This window comes from Mycobacterium sp. NGS11, assembly GCF_059813315.1.
On the sequence record NZ_JCALEJ010000014.1, the window covers coordinates 61,777 to 78,059 of the forward strand.

22 protein-coding genes are annotated in these 16,283 nt (G+C 65.7%); 15 read left to right on the forward strand and 7 right to left on the reverse strand.

The features are described from left to right. Window position 1 precedes the first annotated feature (1 nt). From AC5Y4T_RS16830 to AC5Y4T_RS16840, 3 genes are all read left to right on the forward strand, one after another. On the forward strand, window positions 2–262 hold the full coding sequence (locus tag AC5Y4T_RS16830; protein WP_499954381.1) for a limonene-1,2-epoxide hydrolase family protein: 261 nt from the start codon (window positions 2–4) through the stop codon (window positions 260–262). Between the two features lie 88 nt (window positions 263–350). Beyond that, entirely contained in the window at window positions 351–626 is a 276-nt protein-coding gene (locus AC5Y4T_RS16835; protein WP_499954476.1) for a type II toxin-antitoxin system Phd/YefM family antitoxin, read from the forward strand. Between the two features lie 29 nt (window positions 627–655). Then, window positions 656–886, forward strand: coding sequence for a type II toxin-antitoxin system RelE family toxin (locus AC5Y4T_RS16840; protein ID WP_499954478.1), 231 nt, complete (start codon window positions 656–658; stop codon window positions 884–886). A gap of 49 nt (window positions 887–935) precedes the next feature. On the opposite strand, the gene AC5Y4T_RS16845 is transcribed toward AC5Y4T_RS16840, so the two are convergent. Beyond that, window positions 936–1,436, reverse strand: a complete 501-nt coding sequence (locus tag AC5Y4T_RS16845) for a nitroreductase/quinone reductase family protein (protein ID WP_499918330.1) — start codon at window positions 1,434–1,436, stop codon at window positions 936–938. A gap of 283 nt (window positions 1,437–1,719) precedes the next feature. After that, entirely contained in the window at window positions 1,720–2,358 is a 639-nt protein-coding gene (locus AC5Y4T_RS16850; RefSeq protein WP_499954383.1) for a methyltransferase domain-containing protein, read from the reverse strand. 336 nt (window positions 2,359–2,694) lie between these two features. On the opposite strand from AC5Y4T_RS16850, the gene AC5Y4T_RS16855 reads away from it, so the two are divergent. From AC5Y4T_RS16855 to AC5Y4T_RS16880, 6 genes are all read left to right on the forward strand, one after another. Then, window positions 2,695–3,033 carry a WhiB family transcriptional regulator gene (locus AC5Y4T_RS16855; RefSeq protein ID WP_499954385.1) on the forward strand — a complete coding sequence of 113 codons (339 nt, stop codon included), beginning with the start codon at window positions 2,695–2,697 and terminating at the stop codon, window positions 3,031–3,033. 111 nt (window positions 3,034–3,144) lie between these two features. Continuing rightward, on the forward strand, window positions 3,145–3,543 hold the full coding sequence (locus AC5Y4T_RS16860) for a VOC family protein (RefSeq protein ID WP_499954387.1): 399 nt from the start codon (window positions 3,145–3,147) through the stop codon (window positions 3,541–3,543). Between the two features lie 63 nt (window positions 3,544–3,606). Continuing rightward, window positions 3,607–3,990, forward strand: a complete 384-nt coding sequence (locus tag AC5Y4T_RS16865; RefSeq protein WP_499954389.1) for an Mtp family mycobacterial-type pilin — start codon at window positions 3,607–3,609, stop codon at window positions 3,988–3,990. Window positions 3,991–4,052: 62 nt separating this feature from the next. Beyond that, a complete protein-coding gene (locus tag AC5Y4T_RS16870; RefSeq protein ID WP_499954391.1) occupies window positions 4,053–4,412 on the forward strand; it encodes a hypothetical protein in 360 nt (119 codons plus the stop codon). A 186-nt stretch (window positions 4,413–4,598) separates the two neighbouring features. Beyond that, window positions 4,599–5,156 carry a peptidoglycan endopeptidase gene (locus tag AC5Y4T_RS16875; RefSeq protein WP_499918324.1) on the forward strand — a complete coding sequence of 186 codons (558 nt, stop codon included), beginning with the start codon at window positions 4,599–4,601 and terminating at the stop codon, window positions 5,154–5,156. A gap of 361 nt (window positions 5,157–5,517) precedes the next feature. Then, a complete protein-coding gene (locus AC5Y4T_RS16880; protein ID WP_499954393.1) occupies window positions 5,518–5,841 on the forward strand; it encodes a putative quinol monooxygenase in 324 nt (107 codons plus the stop codon). Between the two features lie 7 nt (window positions 5,842–5,848). On the opposite strand, the gene AC5Y4T_RS16885 is transcribed toward AC5Y4T_RS16880, so the two are convergent. Continuing rightward, window positions 5,849–6,529 (reverse strand): guanylate cyclase, encoded by a 681-nt coding sequence (locus tag AC5Y4T_RS16885; RefSeq protein ID WP_499918989.1) that lies wholly within the window; start codon window positions 6,527–6,529, stop codon window positions 5,849–5,851. A gap of 155 nt (window positions 6,530–6,684) precedes the next feature. Here AC5Y4T_RS16885 and AC5Y4T_RS16890 point away from each other — a divergent pair, with 155 nt between their 5' ends. Continuing rightward, complete coding sequence (locus AC5Y4T_RS16890) at window positions 6,685–6,849, forward strand: hypothetical protein (protein ID WP_499918322.1); 165 nt, start codon at window positions 6,685–6,687, stop codon at window positions 6,847–6,849. On the opposite strand, the gene AC5Y4T_RS16895 is transcribed toward AC5Y4T_RS16890, so the two are convergent. Further along, window positions 6,846–7,670 carry an adenylate/guanylate cyclase domain-containing protein gene (locus AC5Y4T_RS16895; protein ID WP_499954395.1) on the reverse strand — a complete coding sequence of 275 codons (825 nt, stop codon included), beginning with the start codon at window positions 7,668–7,670 and terminating at the stop codon, window positions 6,846–6,848. The two genes, AC5Y4T_RS16890 and AC5Y4T_RS16895, sit on opposite strands and share 4 nt — an antisense overlap. 130 nt (window positions 7,671–7,800) lie before the next feature. Here AC5Y4T_RS16895 and AC5Y4T_RS16900 point away from each other — a divergent pair, with 130 nt between their 5' ends. Further along, window positions 7,801–9,210, forward strand: a complete 1,410-nt coding sequence (locus tag AC5Y4T_RS16900; RefSeq protein ID WP_499954397.1) for a glucose-6-phosphate dehydrogenase — start codon at window positions 7,801–7,803, stop codon at window positions 9,208–9,210. Window positions 9,211–9,223: 13 nt separating this feature from the next. Continuing rightward, the gene (gene gnd / locus AC5Y4T_RS16905) at window positions 9,224–10,246 is read left to right on the forward strand and encodes a phosphogluconate dehydrogenase (NAD(+)-dependent, decarboxylating) (protein ID WP_499954399.1); all 1,023 of its coding nucleotides are present in this window, start codon (window positions 9,224–9,226) and stop codon (window positions 10,244–10,246) included. A 75-nt stretch (window positions 10,247–10,321) separates the two neighbouring features. On the opposite strand, the gene AC5Y4T_RS16910 is transcribed toward gnd, so the two are convergent. Beyond that, window positions 10,322–11,185, reverse strand: a complete 864-nt coding sequence (locus tag AC5Y4T_RS16910) for an alpha/beta fold hydrolase (protein WP_499954401.1) — start codon at window positions 11,183–11,185, stop codon at window positions 10,322–10,324. 122 nt (window positions 11,186–11,307) lie between these two features. Here AC5Y4T_RS16910 and AC5Y4T_RS16915 point away from each other — a divergent pair, with 122 nt between their 5' ends. The 3 genes from AC5Y4T_RS16915 (at window position 11,308) to AC5Y4T_RS16925 (ending at window position 14,053) form a co-directional block, all read left to right on the forward strand. Then, window positions 11,308–11,784 carry a VOC family protein gene (locus tag AC5Y4T_RS16915; RefSeq protein WP_499954403.1) on the forward strand — a complete coding sequence of 159 codons (477 nt, stop codon included), beginning with the start codon at window positions 11,308–11,310 and terminating at the stop codon, window positions 11,782–11,784. Window positions 11,785–11,892: 108 nt separating this feature from the next. Next, the gene (locus AC5Y4T_RS16920; protein ID WP_499954404.1) at window positions 11,893–12,801 is read left to right on the forward strand and encodes an alpha/beta fold hydrolase; all 909 of its coding nucleotides are present in this window, start codon (window positions 11,893–11,895) and stop codon (window positions 12,799–12,801) included. A 25-nt stretch (window positions 12,802–12,826) separates the two neighbouring features. Continuing rightward, complete coding sequence (locus AC5Y4T_RS16925) at window positions 12,827–14,053, forward strand: wax ester/triacylglycerol synthase domain-containing protein (protein WP_499954405.1); 1,227 nt, start codon at window positions 12,827–12,829, stop codon at window positions 14,051–14,053. Here the strand turns inward: AC5Y4T_RS16925 and AC5Y4T_RS16930 are convergent, their stop codons facing one another. Both AC5Y4T_RS16930 and AC5Y4T_RS16935 read right to left on the reverse strand, forming a co-directional pair. Next, complete coding sequence (locus AC5Y4T_RS16930; RefSeq protein ID WP_499954406.1) at window positions 14,054–14,668, reverse strand: MarR family transcriptional regulator; 615 nt, start codon at window positions 14,666–14,668, stop codon at window positions 14,054–14,056. After that, window positions 14,665–16,272 (reverse strand): pyruvate, phosphate dikinase, encoded by a 1,608-nt coding sequence (locus tag AC5Y4T_RS16935; protein ID WP_499954480.1) that lies wholly within the window; start codon window positions 16,270–16,272, stop codon window positions 14,665–14,667. The genes AC5Y4T_RS16930 and AC5Y4T_RS16935 overlap by 4 nt, the downstream gene beginning before the upstream one ends. Window positions 16,273–16,283 lie beyond the last annotated feature (11 nt).

Here is a 16,283-nt window from a genome sequence, read left to right on the forward strand (position 1 = left end):
ATTGTGTGCACCGGCTAAAAGTGCGGCAGGCGCTCACCGCGGACACGCCGAAATCAGGGCGGCCGTCGAGGGCTACGTCCGACGAATGGAATCAGCTGACTTGCGGGTTGTGAACATTGCCGTCAACGGCAACGTTGTGTTGACCGAGCGTATTGACGAGATGGTGTACGACGGCAACAAAATTTCAGCGCGTTGTATGGGCGCATTCGAGGTAGAGGGCGACAAGATCACCGCCTGGCGCGACTACTTCGACGTTCCGTGATCCCGATGCAGATCGTCAGGGGATCATGGAATTCCAGTTCACTGTTCAGTGCGTGGCCGTTATCGAGGATCACGCTAGAATTCTGTACATGACGACGCTTCCATTGGCCGAGGTTCGAGCGAACCTATCGAAGCTCGTCGATGAAGCGGTACGTACCCATCAGCGGATCGAGGTCACTCGGCAAGGCCGGCGGGCTGCGGTGATTCTGAGCGCGGACGACTACGACTCGATCATGGAAACGCTCGACATCCTCAGCGATCAAGAGTTGATGCGCGATGTGCGAGCGGCTGAGGAAGACGACGAGATCTTCACACTGGACGAGGTAACCGAGGAGATGCGCGCCGCCGGGCGGCTGCCTCGGTGACTTACCGGATCGAGCTGACCAAGGCTGCGATGCGGGCGCTGACGGAATACCTGCCCGAGCCCGTCGCTGTCGCATGTTGGGAGTTCATTCGCGGCCCGCTGGCGGAAAACCCCTACCGCGTTGGCAAGCCCCTTCGCGATGAACTCGAGGGCAGGTATTCCGCCCGGCGTGGCGAATTCCGGGTCATATACCAAATTTTCGATGACCGAGTAATCGTCAGAGTCATCCATATCGGGCACCGCCGTGACGTTTATCGATGACGCGACGTGGTCGAGTTCCGGTTCACGTGTAGCGGCAACGCCATTCGCGTTATTGCGAATCCTGCGCGGTGAACACGTCGATCGGTCTTCCGAGCGTCAGCATCACCAGGGGGATCTGGCGGCTCGTCAACTTCTGACAAGTGATGTACGGCGGGTACAGGTGCGCCATGTAGGCCCAGACCTGATGACGCTCTTCGCCTTCGGGCTCGCGCCAGGTGGCCTCGAACGCCTGGGTCGCGATCTGCACACCGATTGCCTTGGACGCCAAGATATTCAAATACCAATCCGGATGCGTATCGGCGCCGCCTTTTGATGCGACGATCACGATCTCGCCACCGAAGTTGCCGTAGATTAACGGCGTGACGTAAGCCTTCCCCGACTTTCGGCCCACGCACCTGATCAAGCAGTGCGTCGTCATCTCACGTCCTCCGACCGCAGTGAGGTCGAAGATGTGGCCCTGCGCGCCCCGGGAAGTCAGGTAGATCTCTAGGTGCTCACTGATCCAGTTAGCGCGCGTCGCTTGCATCGCTGCGGCATCGGGATCGGCCATGGATGACTCCTGAATCTAGGCGGGTGAAGCTGATCGGACCTCAACCTGCGGTGGATAACCCGATGGGGTCCGTGTCAACCCTCTGGCACCGACGCAGTCGGTGCTGCTGCCAAGCGATAACTGTCGGAAGCCGATGCGAGGGGGTCGAATTCCGCTTTCAAACAGCGTCTTGTGGCAAAGCCGCTTCACGCTGATTCTGATCTCGCTTCCCAGGCGGGGGCGGCCCCTCTCGATCGACGACGAAAGTCAGCCTCGATCGAATCCCACACTCGTTCACGAAGTTTCACGCGACGGCGTGGGCGATCAGCAGGTGCGGCGCGTTGTCGTCTTCACTGATCTGACGGTGTTCCACTATGAGACCGGTGCTGCGAAGCGTGTCGATCACGTCCGCCACCGGACGGAGCTGAAAGCCGTGTCCGGTAAATGGCAGTTTTGCCATCACATCGGGGTCGGCAAGTCCGATGACGAGTCGACCCCGGCTGTTTATCACCCTGGCAAGCTCTGTGAACGCTTGGTCGAGCTCCGCGACGAAGTAGATGGTGTTGACGGTAATGGCGCCGTCTAATGCCCCATCGGGAAACGGTAACTGCGTGATGGACCCGGAATGCAACGACAGCCGCCCGGTTGCGATCTCGCGACGGTAGCGTCCTGCGGCCTGGCGCAGCATCGTCTCCGACACCTCGACGCCATGAACACTGCCCGACGGACCGACACTGTCAAGCAGAAATTTCAGCCCGACTGCGCCACCGAACCCGACATCGGCCACCCTCGACGCTTCACCAGGTTGCAGCGCTCGCGCGGCCGCGCTCACGAAGCGCCGGTTGCCCCGATTGAGCGCCGCACCCACCAGCCGTCCGCGCAGACCACGTGGATGGCCGAGCTGCTTGGCAATACCCGCCATGACGGCGTCCCGGGCGCCCATCTGACGACCGTAGAGCAGGCACTGATGCGACACGGCTTTTTGGATGAAGTGACGGGAGCGCAGACGGCACGGCGTCCGGTCGGCGGATGAATGTCGTCTAGCGGGTCGTGACGAGGGGCCGTCCGACGTGGTCGACTTTCGGGTTCACCATCTTGGGCGGCCCTCGGCCGCTGAAAAAGGTACGACCGTGCCAAAATCTGGTTGCGCAATCGATACCGATTCGCCTAACTTAGGCATGGGTCAAGTCACACGTACGGGCCGATGTGGCACACATCCCAGCAACAGGTGTGAGGCGGTCTCGTATTTCGCGGGCGGCCTGGACGAAGGAATAGCTCGTTGTCAGCAGAGAAGCGGGCCGCGCGGCCCACAAACCTTGCGCTCGTAAAAAACGCGGCGGCCGAGAACGACCGCGCTTGGGTCTCCAAGGCGCTGTGTCGTGGAACAGACCCGGACGCACTCTTTGTGCGCGGTGCCAAGCAACGTGAGGCTACGGTCATCTGCCGTCGCTGCCCGGTGATGAGAGAGTGCGGGGCCGAGGCGCTCGACAATAAGGTCGAATTCGGCGTATGGGGCGGCATGACCGAGCGCCAGCGCCGGGCTCTGCTCAAGAAAAATCCTCAGGTCGCCTCGTGGACGGAGTTTTTCGACAAGCGCAACGCCGGCTCGGCCGGATAGCAGCTGGGCGCCCGCTGGAGGCAGATCGGGAGTTGGCGCCAAGAACTTGTCGGAGCCCGCGTTTAGCATTCGGTGCTCAGATACGCACCGGGTAAGCGCGAGGGAGACCGCATGAAGTTCGTTTCGACCAGAATCATCACCGCCGACGTCAGCCGGCTCGTGAGTTTCTACGAGATGGTCACCGGGGTCTCCGCGATCTGGGGCAACGAGCTGTTCGCCGAAATCCCGACGCCGGTCGGCACGCTGGCGATAGGCAGCGACAAGACCGTTCCGTTGTTTGGGGCCGGGTCGGCCGAGCCCGCGGCCAACCGCAGCGTCATCGTGGAGTTCATCGTCGAGGATGTGGACTCCGAATACGAGCGGCTCCGCGAGCACGTGGCCGAGGTCATGACGACGCCGACCACGATGCCGTGGGGAAACCGCGCGTTGTTGTTCCGGGACCCCGATGGGAACCTGGTCAACCTGTTCACTCCGGTGACCGAGGAGGCGCGGGCCAAGTTCGGAGTGTGAGCATGGCACTTTTGAATCCGATTACTACTTGCCCGGATGGTCGCCGAGGGAAATTCTTAGGTGATGGCGACTTTCAAGCGGGCGGTGCGGTGGTCGATGACCGTGATGGTGGGCGGCGCAGCGGCGCTGTCCGCTCTCGGTCTTGCCGGCGGCATCGTCGCCCAGGCGGCCCCGGCCCCGCCGCCTACCGGTCACTGGTGCCCGGGTGATCCATGGAACCCCGCCTGGGGCAACGTCTCGGACTGGGACTGGCATCAGTGCCACGACTGGCAACACCCGGGCGGACCGTCTGCCCCGGCGGGCTGGGGGCCGTGGGGACCTCCACCGCCATGGGCTCCGCCGCAGCCACCTCAACCGGCCTGGGCGCCCGGAGCGCAAATGATGTGGAATCCGACCGGCGCCGGCAACTGGGGAATCTGGAACAACGGGGTATGGACGCCGATCTGACCGGGTCTGCCACCACCGGGTGCGCCCTGGGCGGGTCGAATCGCTAAAGCTTAGGGTGAACTGTGGCCATTGAGGACCGCGCCGAGCCGCCCGCGGAGCTGGAGCGCCGGGCTCACGAGCTTGATGAGCGCGAAGAGACCCTCGTCCACCGCGAGGCCGAACTCAAACGACGCGAATTCCAGGCGGGCAGAAGAGACCGGGTCGCCGACCAACGTGAGCGAATAGCGGACGACCGCGAGAGGCTGGCGGACGAACGCGAGCAGCGCGCGGACGAACGTGAGGGCACGTCCGCGGAGCGCGAACGTGAGCGGCTGCGCCGGGTGGACGAACAGGGAAAGCGGCTGCGAGCACGCGCAAAGCGGGAGCAGGCTGATGTCGATCGTGAGACGGCGCTCAGCGAACGAGGGGGCGATCCCGCCTAACCGTTGGGAAGCTCCCTGCCGGAAGCTGCCAAGCCGACATGCCTGAAGCGCAGGTATTAGCTGCGGGAAATATATCGAGGTGTAATCAATTTGCTCTACGTGCGGCGCAGGTCATTGGCCGTGCGAGGAATGACGTGCGCCACAAATTTTGGTTCACGATAATTGTTATTGCTAGCCTCGCTGCCCATGGTCGTTATTGCAACTTTGATGTCGTTGATCAGCCAGGTCTCCGGCACGCCGTATATCGCGGGTGGAGATTCACCCGCCGGTACCGATTGTTCGGGACTCGCGTCGTGGATTGCGAATGCAGCGACTGACAGGCCCGTATTTGGTAATCGATTCAACACCGGAAACGAAGAGGGCGCTTTACTGGCGCGCGGCTTCCAATATGGAACCGCCCCCAACGCCGTAGTCATCGGCTGGAACGGTGGCCACACCGCGGTGACGTTGCCGGATGGAACGTCCGTCTCCAGCGGGGAGCGTGGCGGCGTGCATATCGGCGGTGCGGGCGCCTACCAGGCCGGATTCACCCACCATATGTTCCTTCCGATGGCACCGGACGAGGGCGCGCCGCCGCCGCCTCTGTTCGCTCCGCCACCCGCGCCGGACGCTCCGCCGCCCCCGGCTGACGCTCCGCCGCCGCCTGCGCCGGATGCGCCGGCCCCCCCAGCGCCGGATGCCCCGCCGCCGCCCGTTTTGATCGACGCTGCGGCGCCGGCGGAACCGCCCCCACCGGTTGCCTGAAATACGGTTATTCCGGGAACGCAGGAATTGCGAATTAATAACAAATACAGCACAGACTCGCTCTGATAATGGTGAGGCATTCCTGTGCTGTGGGCGCCGGGGATAATGTTTTCCGAAAGTGAAATATCGCCGCAAATTGCTGATTTGTGAGCTACGCCACTATCAGGCGTGCGGTCGAGGTGTGCTCATGTGTCATTTGTGACGCATGAGCACACTTTGCTCTAGCCATTACGTAAGCAAACTACGCCGGACGTTGGCCGCGGGAACGCCCCCGCGGCGCCCACCGCTGGCCGGATAGGCTGGCGCTGCCCGCGGAGATCGGGCGGGCGTAACTGGTATTAGCGAACCGAGGCGGGCCGCAATGATCTTCATCGTCGTCAAGTTCGAGACCAAACCCGAGTGGACCGACCGCTGGCAAGACCTAGTCGCGTCGTTCACCGCGGCGACCCGGGCCGAGGAAGGCAATCTGTGGTTCGAGTGGTCGCGCAGCCTGGACAACCCGACGGAGTACGTCTTGGTGGAGGCGTTCCGCGACGACGAGGCCGGCGCCATCCACGTCAACAGCGACCACTTCAAGCGCTTCATCCAAGACGTCCCGCAGGCGCTGAAGTCCACGCCCAAGATCATCAACCAGACCATCGATGCCACGGGCTGGTCGAAGATGGGCGAAATGGCGGTCGACTAATCCTCGACTAGCCGACCGCGATCTCGATTTCGCCGCCCAGGGCGTAACCCGGTGTGAGCGGAAGCCTGTCGCCGCTCCAGAACGAGCCCGGATCGAAGAAGTTCGAGTACTTCTCGGTGGTGAGCAAGCCCATTTCCTCGTAGGTGATGGCCACCGTCTCCGCGCAGTACGCCGCTTCCAGGCCGAGCCGCTGGCGCTCTTTGCGTCGCTCCATCGACTCTCGAACCTTACTGTCCACCAACGGGATTCCGCGCACCCAGTCGTACGCGTTGGGTAGCCGGCCACGCAGCCAACGGCCGGTCAGGCGCATGGTGGTGGGGAACGCGGTGCCGTCCATCCGCGCGATCACGCGCAGCAACTTGTTCTCTTGCTCGCGATCGGCCGGCGGAGTGAGCTGACGTAGCCAGCACCGTTGGTGGTAGCGCTGCGACCACTGCAGCACGGATTGCGCAAGGTCGTTGAGTTGCACGCCGCGGTGATTCGTTCCGGTCCACAAGTCGACGAGCTTGTCACCCAGTTCGGCGTGCCAGATCAACGGTGGCAAGTCGTCGATCGCCACCGTCATGCCGACATGGTTCACCGGGCTGTTGGTCAACGTCTGGATGGCGCGGTCGGGTCCCGAACCGCCGCGAAACAGCCACAGATCACCGGTCCTGGTCTCTTCGAGCGCCTGGTTCAAGGTGAGCATCGTCGTGTAAACCCGTCCGCCGTTACGGTTTTCGCCAATGTCGTCGCAATTGTGAGCCCGGCGGTACGAGCCGCTCAATGCGGCACCGTACGTTGCGGGCACACAAGTCAATCACAATTGGGGCATAACGACTCGGCGGCGCATAGCCTGGTGCGATGCGCAATGTGTGGAAGTGGGTGGGACTGGCCGGTGCGGCCGGCGTCGTCGCCGGGGGCGTGCTGGTGGTTCGCGACCAACGCAAACGACGTGCATACACCGCGGACGAGGTCCGGGACCGCCTGCATCAGCGGTTGGCCGAATACAACGGGCAAGGCGCTTAGTCCGAGTCTGAATCGGCCGGGGCCTCGACGGCGAACAACCGGTAGGTGCCCGAGAATCCCTTCAGCTCGACATTGCGGCCGTCGTCGAACCGAATGCCGTCGGAATCGGAAAGCGCGTCTCGCACCGGCTGACTCACCAGAATCTGGCCGCCGACCGCTTGTGACGCGACGCGGGCGGCCATTGCGACGTTGCGGCCGAACAGATCATCGCCGCGACGCACCGAACGGCCCATATGGATGCCGATCCGAACGCGAATCTCCTCGTGCCGCTTGCGGTTTGCCTCCCTGTGTAACGCGCGCTGCAGATCCATACCGCAGCGCACCGCTTGTTCGGCGCGAGCGAACGCGATCATGAATCCGTCGCCTTGACTCTTCACCACGTGACCGGACCGCCGCTGCACCAGTTCAGAGACCAGCTTGTCGTGCGAGCTGATCAGCTTGACCCACGCGCGGTCGCCGATCCGCTCGTTGAGCTTGGTGGATTCCTCGATGTCGGAGAACAAGATCACCACCCGGCCGTCCGGGGTGACGCGGGCGAGGTCGGGTCGTTCGACTTCGGCCCAGTCCGCCAGGTCTTCGATGCTGCTGCGCACCGCCGCGCCGAAACCTTCCTTGCGCATGAGGTTGGCGGTATTCCAGACCCTCTTGACGGCCTCGCGACCGCCCGACAGCAGCTGGGTGCGGGCATCGATTCGCTGTCGCATCTCGTCGAGCTCCTGCTGGCTACGCACCAGCAACCGCCACAGCACGATCAGCGCTACACCTTCGATCGCGGCAATTCCGGCCAGGATGTAGACCGTGAGGTGCAGCGGGTCAGCCATGCGGCCATCCTTTCAAGACCGCGGGCCAGTCAGGTTGTCGGCCCTATTGGCAGTGTCTAGTGTGGACTCCGCCAGCCGCGGGTAGTGATCTCAAAGGAGCCGGATCAGGTGACTTTCGGGAGGAGCGGTTTTGGCCGAGGACGACAGTAAACCATCTGACCTGCTGGTGATCTTCGGAATCACCGGTGATCTGGCCCGCAAGATGACGTTCCGGGCGTTGTACCGGCTCGAGCGCCGCGACATGCTGAACCATCCGATCGTGGGCGTCGCCAGTGACGACATCACGATCGAGCAGCTGCAGGACAGGGCCCGCGACGCCGTCAAGGCATCGGGCGAGGCGTTCGACGAAGCCGTCTTCGACCGGCTGGCGGAGCGGCTGTCTTACCTGCACGGCGACGTCACCGACGCCGGTCTCTACAAACAACTCGCCAAGAAGATCCCTGCGGACTCCCACCCGCTCTACTACCTCGAGATGCCGCCGGCCTTGTTTGCCCCCATCGTGGAGAATCTGGCCAAAGCCGACCTGCTGGAGCGCGCGCGGGTGGCGGTCGAAAAGCCGTTCGGCCACGACCTGGACTCGGCGCGCGACCTCAACGAGCGGCTGCGCGCGGTGCTCGATGAAGACCAAATCCTGCGTGTGGACCACTTTTTGGGTAAACAACCCGTCGAAGAGCTGCAATACCTGCGGTTCGCCAACCAAGGGCTCGCCAAGCTGTGGGACCGCGACAGCATCTCCGAAATCCACATCACCATGGCCGAGGATTTCGGCATCGAAGACCGCGGCAAGTTCTACGACGCGGTGGGCACACTGCGCGACGTCGTACAAAACCATTTGCTGCAGGTGCTTGCCCTGGTCGCCATGGAGCCCCCCGTCGGCGCGGGCGCCGACGACCTGAACGACAAGAAGGCCGAGGTTTTCCGTGCGATGCCGGCGCTGGATCCGGAGCGTTGCGTCCGGGGACAGTACCGTGGCTACACCGATGTCGCCGGTGTGGCAAAGGATTCCACCACCGAGACCTACATCGCGCTGCGAACCGAGATCGACAACTGGCGCTGGGCGGGGGTGCCGATCTTCCTGCGGGCCGGAAAGGCGTTGCCGGAGAAGGTGACCGAGGTCCGGATGTTCCTGCACCACGTCCCGGGATTTTCGTTCCTGCCCAACCGCCGGCCGCCCGAGTGCAACCAGATCGTGCTGCGCATCGACCCCGATCCCGGGATGCGCCTGCAGTTGTCGGCTCAGGTCGGCGATTCGTGGCACGACGTCCACCTGGATTCGTCGTTCGCCGAGGATCTCGGCGAACCGGTCCGGCCGTACGAGCGGTTGCTCTACGCCGCGTTCAACGGAGATCGCCAGTTGTTCGCCCGCGAAGATGCCATCGAGGAGACGTGGCGAATCGTGCAGCCCGTGCTGGACAAGCCGGGCCGCATCCGCCATTACGACCAGGGCTCGTGGGGACCCGAGGCCGCACAGGCGCTGGTGCGCGGTCACCACAGCTGGCACGAGCCGTGGCTGCCGCGTAGCAAGCCCAACGAACAGTAAGGAGACACCCACGATGCAGCTTGGGATGATCGGCCTCGGCCGGATGGGCGCGAACATCGTCCGCCGCGTCGTCAAGGGCGGACACGAATGTGTGGTCTATGACCACAACCCCGACGCGGTCAAGGCGATGGCGGGGGAGGAGAGGACCACCGGGGTCGGCTCGCTGCAGGAGCTCGCCGAGAAGCTGACCGCGCCGCGGGTTGTCTGGGTGATGGTGCCGGCCGGCACCATCACGACGGGTGTCATCGAGGAACTGGCCAAGACGCTGGAGTCGGGTGACATCGTCATCGACGGCGGCAACTCCTATTACCGCGACGACATTCGCCACGCGAAAACGCTGTCGGAGAACGGCATTCACCTACTCGACTGCGGCACCAGCGGCGGCGTGTGGGGCCGCGAACGCGGCTACTGCCTGATGATCGGCGGCGACGACGAGGCCTTCCTGCACGCCGAGCCGATCTTCAGCACGGTCGCACCGGGGGTCGACGCCGCGGCCCGCACGCCCGGACGCGATGGCGAGGTCGCCCGGTCGGAACAGGGCTATCTCCACTGCGGACCCTCCGGCGCCGGGCACTTTGTGAAGATGGTGCACAACGGCATCGAGTACGGCATGATGGCCTCGCTCGCGGAGGGGCTGAACATTCTGCGCAACGCCGACATCGGCAAGCAGGTGCAGGAAGGTGACGCGGAAACCGCTCCGCTGGAGCACCCCGAGTTCTATCAGTACGACTTCGACATTCCCGAGGTTGCCGAGGTGTGGCGGCGCGGCAGCGTCATCGGCTCTTGGTTGCTGGATCTCACGGCGATCGCGCTGCACGAATCGCCCGAACTCAAAGAGTTCTCCGGACGGGTCTCCGACTCCGGGGAGGGCCGGTGGACCGCCATCGCGGCGATCGACGAGGGCGTCCCCTCGCCGGTGCTGACGACCGCGCTGCAGTCCCGCTTCGCTTCGCGTTCACTGGACGACTTCGCCAACAAGGCGCTCTCGGCGATGCGCAAGCAGTTCGGCGGCCACGCCGAGAAGCCGGCGAACTAGCGGCGATCGCGAGCGCGGCGGCGCCGGGCGCTGGGGGTACCCCCGCGAAGCTGGGGGACGGGTCGCCGCCATCAGCTAGCGCCGATTGACGAATGCGACCACCGCGTCGCTGAAGGCGTCGTTGTCGTCGCCGGCAGCGGTGTGCCCGGCATTGGAGAGCTCGATGAACTCGGCGCGGGGCACGGTGGCCAGGAAATGCCGAACGCCCTCGGGGCTCACCACGTCGGACAGCTTGCCGCGGATCAGCAAGACCGGGATGGTCAGGTTCTTGGCGGCCTGCTCGAAGCTCTCGGTGCGCAGTTCGGGATCGTCGCCGGGCTTGGTCATGAACGCGGGGTCCCAGTGCCAATACCAGCGGCCGTCGCGCAGGCGCAGGTTCTTCTTCAGCCCCTCGGGGCTGCGCGGCTTGCTTCGGTAGGGCAGGTAGGCGGCGACGGCGTCGGCGGCTTGCTCCAGCGAGTCGAAGCCGTCGAGGCCACTGAACATGAAGTCGCGGATGCGGGCACTGCCGCCCTTTTCAAATCGGGGAACGACGTCGACGAGCACCAGCCGGGTCACCTTGGCCGGCCCGGCCCGGTGAGCGGCGAGGATGCCGGTCAGCCCGCCCATGCTGGCCCCAATGATCGTCACCGGCCGGCCGATCGCGTCGAGCACCCGCATGACGTCGGACGTGAGCGTCTCGATTTCGTAGTCGGCGTCGGGAGAACGAGCGCTGTCTCCGTGCCCCCGCGAATCCAGCGCCACCACGTGCAGCCCCTCATCGGCCAGCTTCTGGCCGGTGTTCTTCCAGGAAAACCGGTTCTGGCCGCCCCCGTGCAACATCAGAATGCTTGGTCGCGCGGCGCCGTCGGAGCCACGGTTCCACTCGTCGGCGACCAGGGTGATCTTTCCCGCGCCGGCAAACTCCACCGTCTCGGGACCGCTGCTGACGGTATTCATGCGATCTGACGTTACATAGGCCGGTTAAGCACTGTTGCGCGGGTGGACGAGCGGTGAGTTTTCGTCGGTGGCGGGGTCTATCCAAGGGCAGAGACCAACGAGCCATCGAGGAGGCCACCGATATGCCATCGATCACCCCGTCGTTGTGGTTTGACGACAACCTGGAGGAGGCCGCCAGGTTCTACACCTCGGTGTTCCCCAACTCCCACGTCGAGGGCTTCAATCAGACCACCGACGCGGGACCGGGCGAACCCGGCCGGGTCCTGTCCGGCAGCTTCGTGCTGGACGGCGCCCGCTTCATCGGGATCAACGGCGGTCCGCACTTCCAGTTCAACGAAGCCGTGTCCTTCACGATCCACTGCAAGGACCAGGACGAGGTCGACTATTACTGGGACCGGCTGACCGACGGCGGCGAGGAATCGCAATGCGGCTGGCTCAAAGACCGCTTCGGAGTGAGCTGGCAGGTTGTCCCGGACCGGGTCTACGAACTGATCGGCGATCCCGATCGCACCCGGGCGGCGGCGGCCACCAACGCGATGTATGGCATGCGCAAGATTATCGTCGCCGAGCTGGAGCGAGCCGCCGCGCTGCAACGGTGAAAACCGCTCGCACAGTGTCGGTTTGACACCGTATCCACCAGGGTCGGTGCGTCGTGGGACCGCACAGGTTAGGTTGATCCCTGCGGAGACGTCGAGCAGGGAGTGGACATGGCTGAACCGGGCTGGATCGACGCGACCGGCTCTGCGGGGGGCCTCAAGGCCCTCACCTGGGGGCCGGAAGGCGGACCCATCGCGCTGTGCCTGCACGGCTTTCCCGACACGCCCTACGGTTGGCGCAAAATCGCCCCCCGGCTCGCCGAGGCGGGCTGGCGGGTGATCGCGCCGTTCATGCGCGGATACGCGCCGTCGTCGATCCCGGCCGACGGCAGCTATCAGGTAGGCGCGCTGATGGACGACGCCCTGCGCGTGCGCGAGGCGGCGGGCGGCACCGAGAACGACGTCATCATCGGCCACGACTGGGGCGCGATCGCCGGCACCGGCCTGGCCGCGATGCCCGACAGCCCGTTCACCAAGGCGGTGATCATGTCGGTCCCGCCGTCGGCGGCGTTCCGAAGGCACAGTGGTGGCGCGGGCGAGCGCGGCCGGCTGGCCGCCCATCTCGCACGGCAGGTGTTTCGCAGCTGGTACATCATGTACTTCCAATTGCCTTGGCTACCTGAGCGTTCCGCATCCTGGGTGTTGCCGTTGCTGTGGCGGCGGTGGTCGCCCGGCTACCGCGCCGATGAGGATTTGCGTCACGTCGACGCCGCGATCGGGGCGCCGGAGAGTTGGCGTGCGGCGCTGGGACCCTACCGTGCCACCATTCGCAACACCCGGCCGTCGGCGCAGTACGCGCAACTGAACCAGTTGTGGACCGAAGAACCCGTGCTGCCGTGCCTGTACCTGCATGGCCGCGACGACGGTTGCATGACACCGGCTTTCGCGCGCTGGGCGGAAAAGGTGCTGCCCGCGGGCAGCGAGGTCGCCATCGTCGAACACGCCGGCCACTTCCTGCAGCTCCAACAACCCGACAAGGTCGCCGACCTGGTGCTCGGGTTCATCGGCTCACCCGGCTGACACCGTGGCTCGGGCCGGGCACCGGATGGCTGCCGTCGATGCGCAGTTCTACTGGATGTCGGCCAAAATTCCCAGCGATGAGTTCCTGCTCTATGGATTCGACGGTGAGCCAGCCGATTACGCGCGTGCCGTGGAGCACGTCTGCTTGCGCGCCAACGCCGAACCGACGCTGACGATGCGGGTGCGGGACCGGGGCCCCGTGCGCTACCCGCAGTGGATAGCGATGGGCATGACGCCCGAGCAGGTGGTGCGCCACGATCTCGCCGAGCCCGGCTGGGACGGCGTCCTGGCGGCTGTCTGCGGCCTGGCCGACGACCAGCTGGATGTTCGCCGGATGGCCTGGCGGCTGCACGTCTTCACCCCGGTTTGGGGCGTTCCGGGTACCAGCGGGCCGGGAACCGTCGCGGTGCTGCAGGTCGCGCACGCGCTGGCCGACGGCGCCCGCTCCGCGGCGATGGCGGCGTGGCTGTTCGGCCGGCCCGAGACCGTTCCCGCGGTGCCCAGCCCGCGGCCAGGCTTTCTGCCCTGGCGTGCCGCCCAGGCGGCTCGCACCCATCGCCGGCTCGAGCGCGACATCCGCGCGGGCCTGTTGGTCGCCGGCGTCGGGTCGCGTCCGGTGCTGCCGACGAATGCGCGACCCGACGGCGCCCGGGCGATACGCACGTTGGTGCGACAGCGTTCGCAGCTGCCCGGCCCCACCGTCACCGTCGGCGTGCTCAGCGCGGTATCGCGGGCGCTGTCCACTTTGCTTGGTGGGCAATGCGATTCGCTGGGGGCCGAGGTGCCGATGGCCAAGCCCGGTAATCCGCCGGCCTACAACCACTTCGGCAATGTCGTGGTGGGGCTGTACCCCACGCTCGGACCGGAGGCGCGCGCCGAGCGGATCGCGGCCGACCTGGCCAACGGCCGGCTCCGCTTCCAGCACCCGGCCACCCGGGCCGCCGATCGCGCGTTCGCGGCGGTGCCGGCCGGGCTGCTGCGTTGGGGCATCGGGCAATTCGATGTGCAGGAGCGCGCGACGCAGGTGTCCGGCAACACCGTGGTGTCCAGCGTCAACCGGGGGGCGGCCGATCTGAGCTTCGGCGGTGCCCCGGTGGTGCTGACGTCGGGGTACCCGGCGCTGTCGCCGATGATGGGACTCACGCACGGCGTGCACGGCATCGGCGACACCATCGCGATCAGCGTGCACGCCTCCGCGCCGGCCGTGCCCGATATCGATGCCTACGTGGCGCTGCTCGGCGCAGCCCTGTAGCTAGTGGGCGTCGCCGGATCGGGCCGCTTCTTCGCGAGTCCGACCGGTGGCGACGATCAGCTCTTCGTGCAGCTCGAACCACACCGTGTGGTAGGAGTCGATCAACGGCCGCGTCAGCCACGTCGTTTCGCCCGCCCTCACTTTGTCCAGTGCCGCAGCCAGTTTCGTCGCATAGGTGCTCAGCCGCGGCAGTTGTGCGGCGGCAGCCGCGATGATCGGCATCGTGCGGGCGTGCACGTCGTCAAGGCGGGCCAGCACGGCGTCGTCGTAGTCGGCGTCGTCGTGGGCGTTGGGAACGCCGTCCGGTCCGCCCTTGAGCTGCCAATCGGTGACGAGGCGTTTGAAATCGGTGTTGACGACGCGAAAGTCGTCGTAGGCGGCGGCGATCGCGACCCGATCGATGTCCGCGCGCTCCTCGGCGAGCAACGCCGCGAGCCGGTCGTAGCCGCTACCGGTGATCCGCAACGTGGCGCCTTCGGTCAGCAGTCCCGCCGCGGTCAACCGCTCGATGACAGGGGCGACGTCGTCAAGGTCGGTGCCCAGCGTCGCGGCCAGGTCGGCAGGCGTCACCCGGCCCTTGAGCCGAACCGCCTGCAGCACAGATAGTTCGGTCACGCCACGGGCCCCGGCGCCAGGCGCAGCGCGGTCAGCATCACGATCAAGGGCGTCGCCGAAACCACGTCGGCACGCCCGCTGTCCAGCATGGCGCGCACCGAGGCATCGGAGTTGTCATCCAATCGCAGGTGCTCGCCCCGGGAGTGCGCGCGCAGCGGGCTGATCCGCCGTGCGATGTCGGCCAGCTCGCGCAGTTCCGGCGTATCGTCTTCGGACCACGCGGACAGGCGCAGATTGCCTTCGCGCACTTCGCCTTCGGCGCCGTCGACGGTGATGTCCTTACCGGCCAGCGCCGCGGCGACTCCCTGGCCGCAGCCCACCACCGCCACCCGGCCCAGTTCGCGACTGACCACCGCCGCATGGCTGGAGGCGCCGCCGACCTCGGTGACGATGCCCTGCGCGGCCAGCATGCCCGAGACGTCTTCGGGCCGCGTGTGGTCGCGCACCAGGATCACCCGCTCACCGCGGTCGACGGCGTCCAGCGCCTCATCGACATCGGTGTACGCCTTGCCCGAGGCCACCCCCGGGCAGGCGGGCAGGCCTTTTGCTAAAAGCTGTGCCGCCAAACGTATTTCGGGCTGCAGCGAGGGTTGCAGCAAGGCCTGGACGTGCGCCGGTGTCACCCGCCGCAACGTCTCCGCATCGTCGATGAGTCCCTCGTGTCGCAACTGCAGCGCCGTGCGCACCGCCGCCTGCGCCGAGAGCTCCGCCGCCCGCGTCTGCAGCAGCCACAGCGTGCCGTCCTCAACGGTGAACTCGATCTCCTGTATGTCGGAGTCCATCCGCTCCAAGGCGCGGGCGGCATCGACCAGTTCGGCGTAGACGGCCGGCTGTTCGTCGCGCAACGCAACGATCGGTTCGACGTCGACCGAGCCGGACACCACGTCGTCGCCCTGACCGCCGGGCAGCCACTCGCCGAACGGCTCGTTGTCGCCGGTGATCGGATTGCGTGAAAAGAACGCTCCGGCACCCGAATTGGGACCGCGGTTGCCGAACACCATCGCCTGCACTATCACGCCGGTACCGTGTTGATCGTCGATTTTGTAGTGGGCGCGATAGGCGACCGCCCGCGGAGAATTCCACGAGGCGAACACCGCCTCGATGCCGGCGCGCAACTGCGCGTACGGATCCGACGGCACCGACTCGTGTTCTCCGGCGCCCACGATGCGCCGATACATTTTCAAGAACCGCCGACGGGTGTCGTGCGCGAACGCCGGGCTACCGGCGGCCGCGAGCGCCTGTTCGACGGCGTCGTTGATCCCGAGGTCCAGGATGGTGTCCATCATGCCCGGCATGGATTGGGTGGCTCCCGAGCGCACACTGACCAATAGGGGGCGCGGGCCTTGCCCGAACGTGCGCGAGGTCTGTGCCTGTAGCCAGCGCATCCGGTCGAGCACGTCGTCCCAGATGGCGTCCATGGTCGCCGCGGGATCGGCGAGGTACCGCAGGCCCACCGCGGTGGTGATGCAGAACGCGGGCGGAACCGGCAGGTTGTGCCGGCGCATCACGTCGATGCTGTGGCCCTTGTTGCCCAGCAGCTGCCGCGGATGGCTCGATGTGCCGTCCAGCAACACCACGGAAATCCCCTCGGGGATGCCATGCAAGGGGCCGCCGC

Bases quoted from the DNA above. Each gene is read 5' to 3' on its own strand.
- AC5Y4T_RS16850 (WP_499954383.1), bottom strand. From the start codon at position 2,358: ATGGGCGCCCGGGACGCCGTCATGGCGGGTATTGCCAAGCAGCTCGGC.
- AC5Y4T_RS16835 (WP_499954476.1), top strand. From the start codon at position 351: ATGACGACGCTTCCATTGGCCGAGGTTCGAGCGAACCTATCGAAGCTC.
- gnd (WP_499954399.1), top strand. From the start codon at position 9,224: ATGCAGCTTGGGATGATCGGCCTCGGCCGGATGGGCGCGAACATCGTC.
- AC5Y4T_RS16910 (WP_499954401.1), bottom strand. From the start codon at position 11,185: ATGAATACCGTCAGCAGCGGTCCCGAGACGGTGGAGTTTGCCGGCGCG.
- AC5Y4T_RS16915 (WP_499954403.1), top strand. From the start codon at position 11,308: ATGCCATCGATCACCCCGTCGTTGTGGTTTGACGACAACCTGGAGGAG.
- AC5Y4T_RS16885 (WP_499918989.1), bottom strand. From the start codon at position 6,529: ATGCTCACCTTGAACCAGGCGCTCGAAGAGACCAGGACCGGTGATCTG.
- AC5Y4T_RS16875 (WP_499918324.1), top strand. From the start codon at position 4,599: ATGGTCGTTATTGCAACTTTGATGTCGTTGATCAGCCAGGTCTCCGGC.
- AC5Y4T_RS16895 (WP_499954395.1), bottom strand. From the start codon at position 7,670: ATGGCTGACCCGCTGCACCTCACGGTCTACATCCTGGCCGGAATTGCC.
- AC5Y4T_RS16890 (WP_499918322.1), top strand. From the start codon at position 6,685: ATGCGCAATGTGTGGAAGTGGGTGGGACTGGCCGGTGCGGCCGGCGTC.
- AC5Y4T_RS16865 (WP_499954389.1), top strand. From the start codon at position 3,607: ATGGCGACTTTCAAGCGGGCGGTGCGGTGGTCGATGACCGTGATGGTG.
- AC5Y4T_RS16880 (WP_499954393.1), top strand. From the start codon at position 5,518: ATGATCTTCATCGTCGTCAAGTTCGAGACCAAACCCGAGTGGACCGAC.
- AC5Y4T_RS16860 (WP_499954387.1), top strand. From the start codon at position 3,145: ATGAAGTTCGTTTCGACCAGAATCATCACCGCCGACGTCAGCCGGCTC.
- AC5Y4T_RS16840 (WP_499954478.1), top strand. From the start codon at position 656: ATGCGGGCGCTGACGGAATACCTGCCCGAGCCCGTCGCTGTCGCATGT.
- AC5Y4T_RS16920 (WP_499954404.1), top strand. From the start codon at position 11,893: ATGGCTGAACCGGGCTGGATCGACGCGACCGGCTCTGCGGGGGGCCTC.
- AC5Y4T_RS16925 (WP_499954405.1), top strand. From the start codon at position 12,827: ATGGCTGCCGTCGATGCGCAGTTCTACTGGATGTCGGCCAAAATTCCC.
- AC5Y4T_RS16845 (WP_499918330.1), bottom strand. From the start codon at position 1,436: ATGGCCGATCCCGATGCCGCAGCGATGCAAGCGACGCGCGCTAACTGG.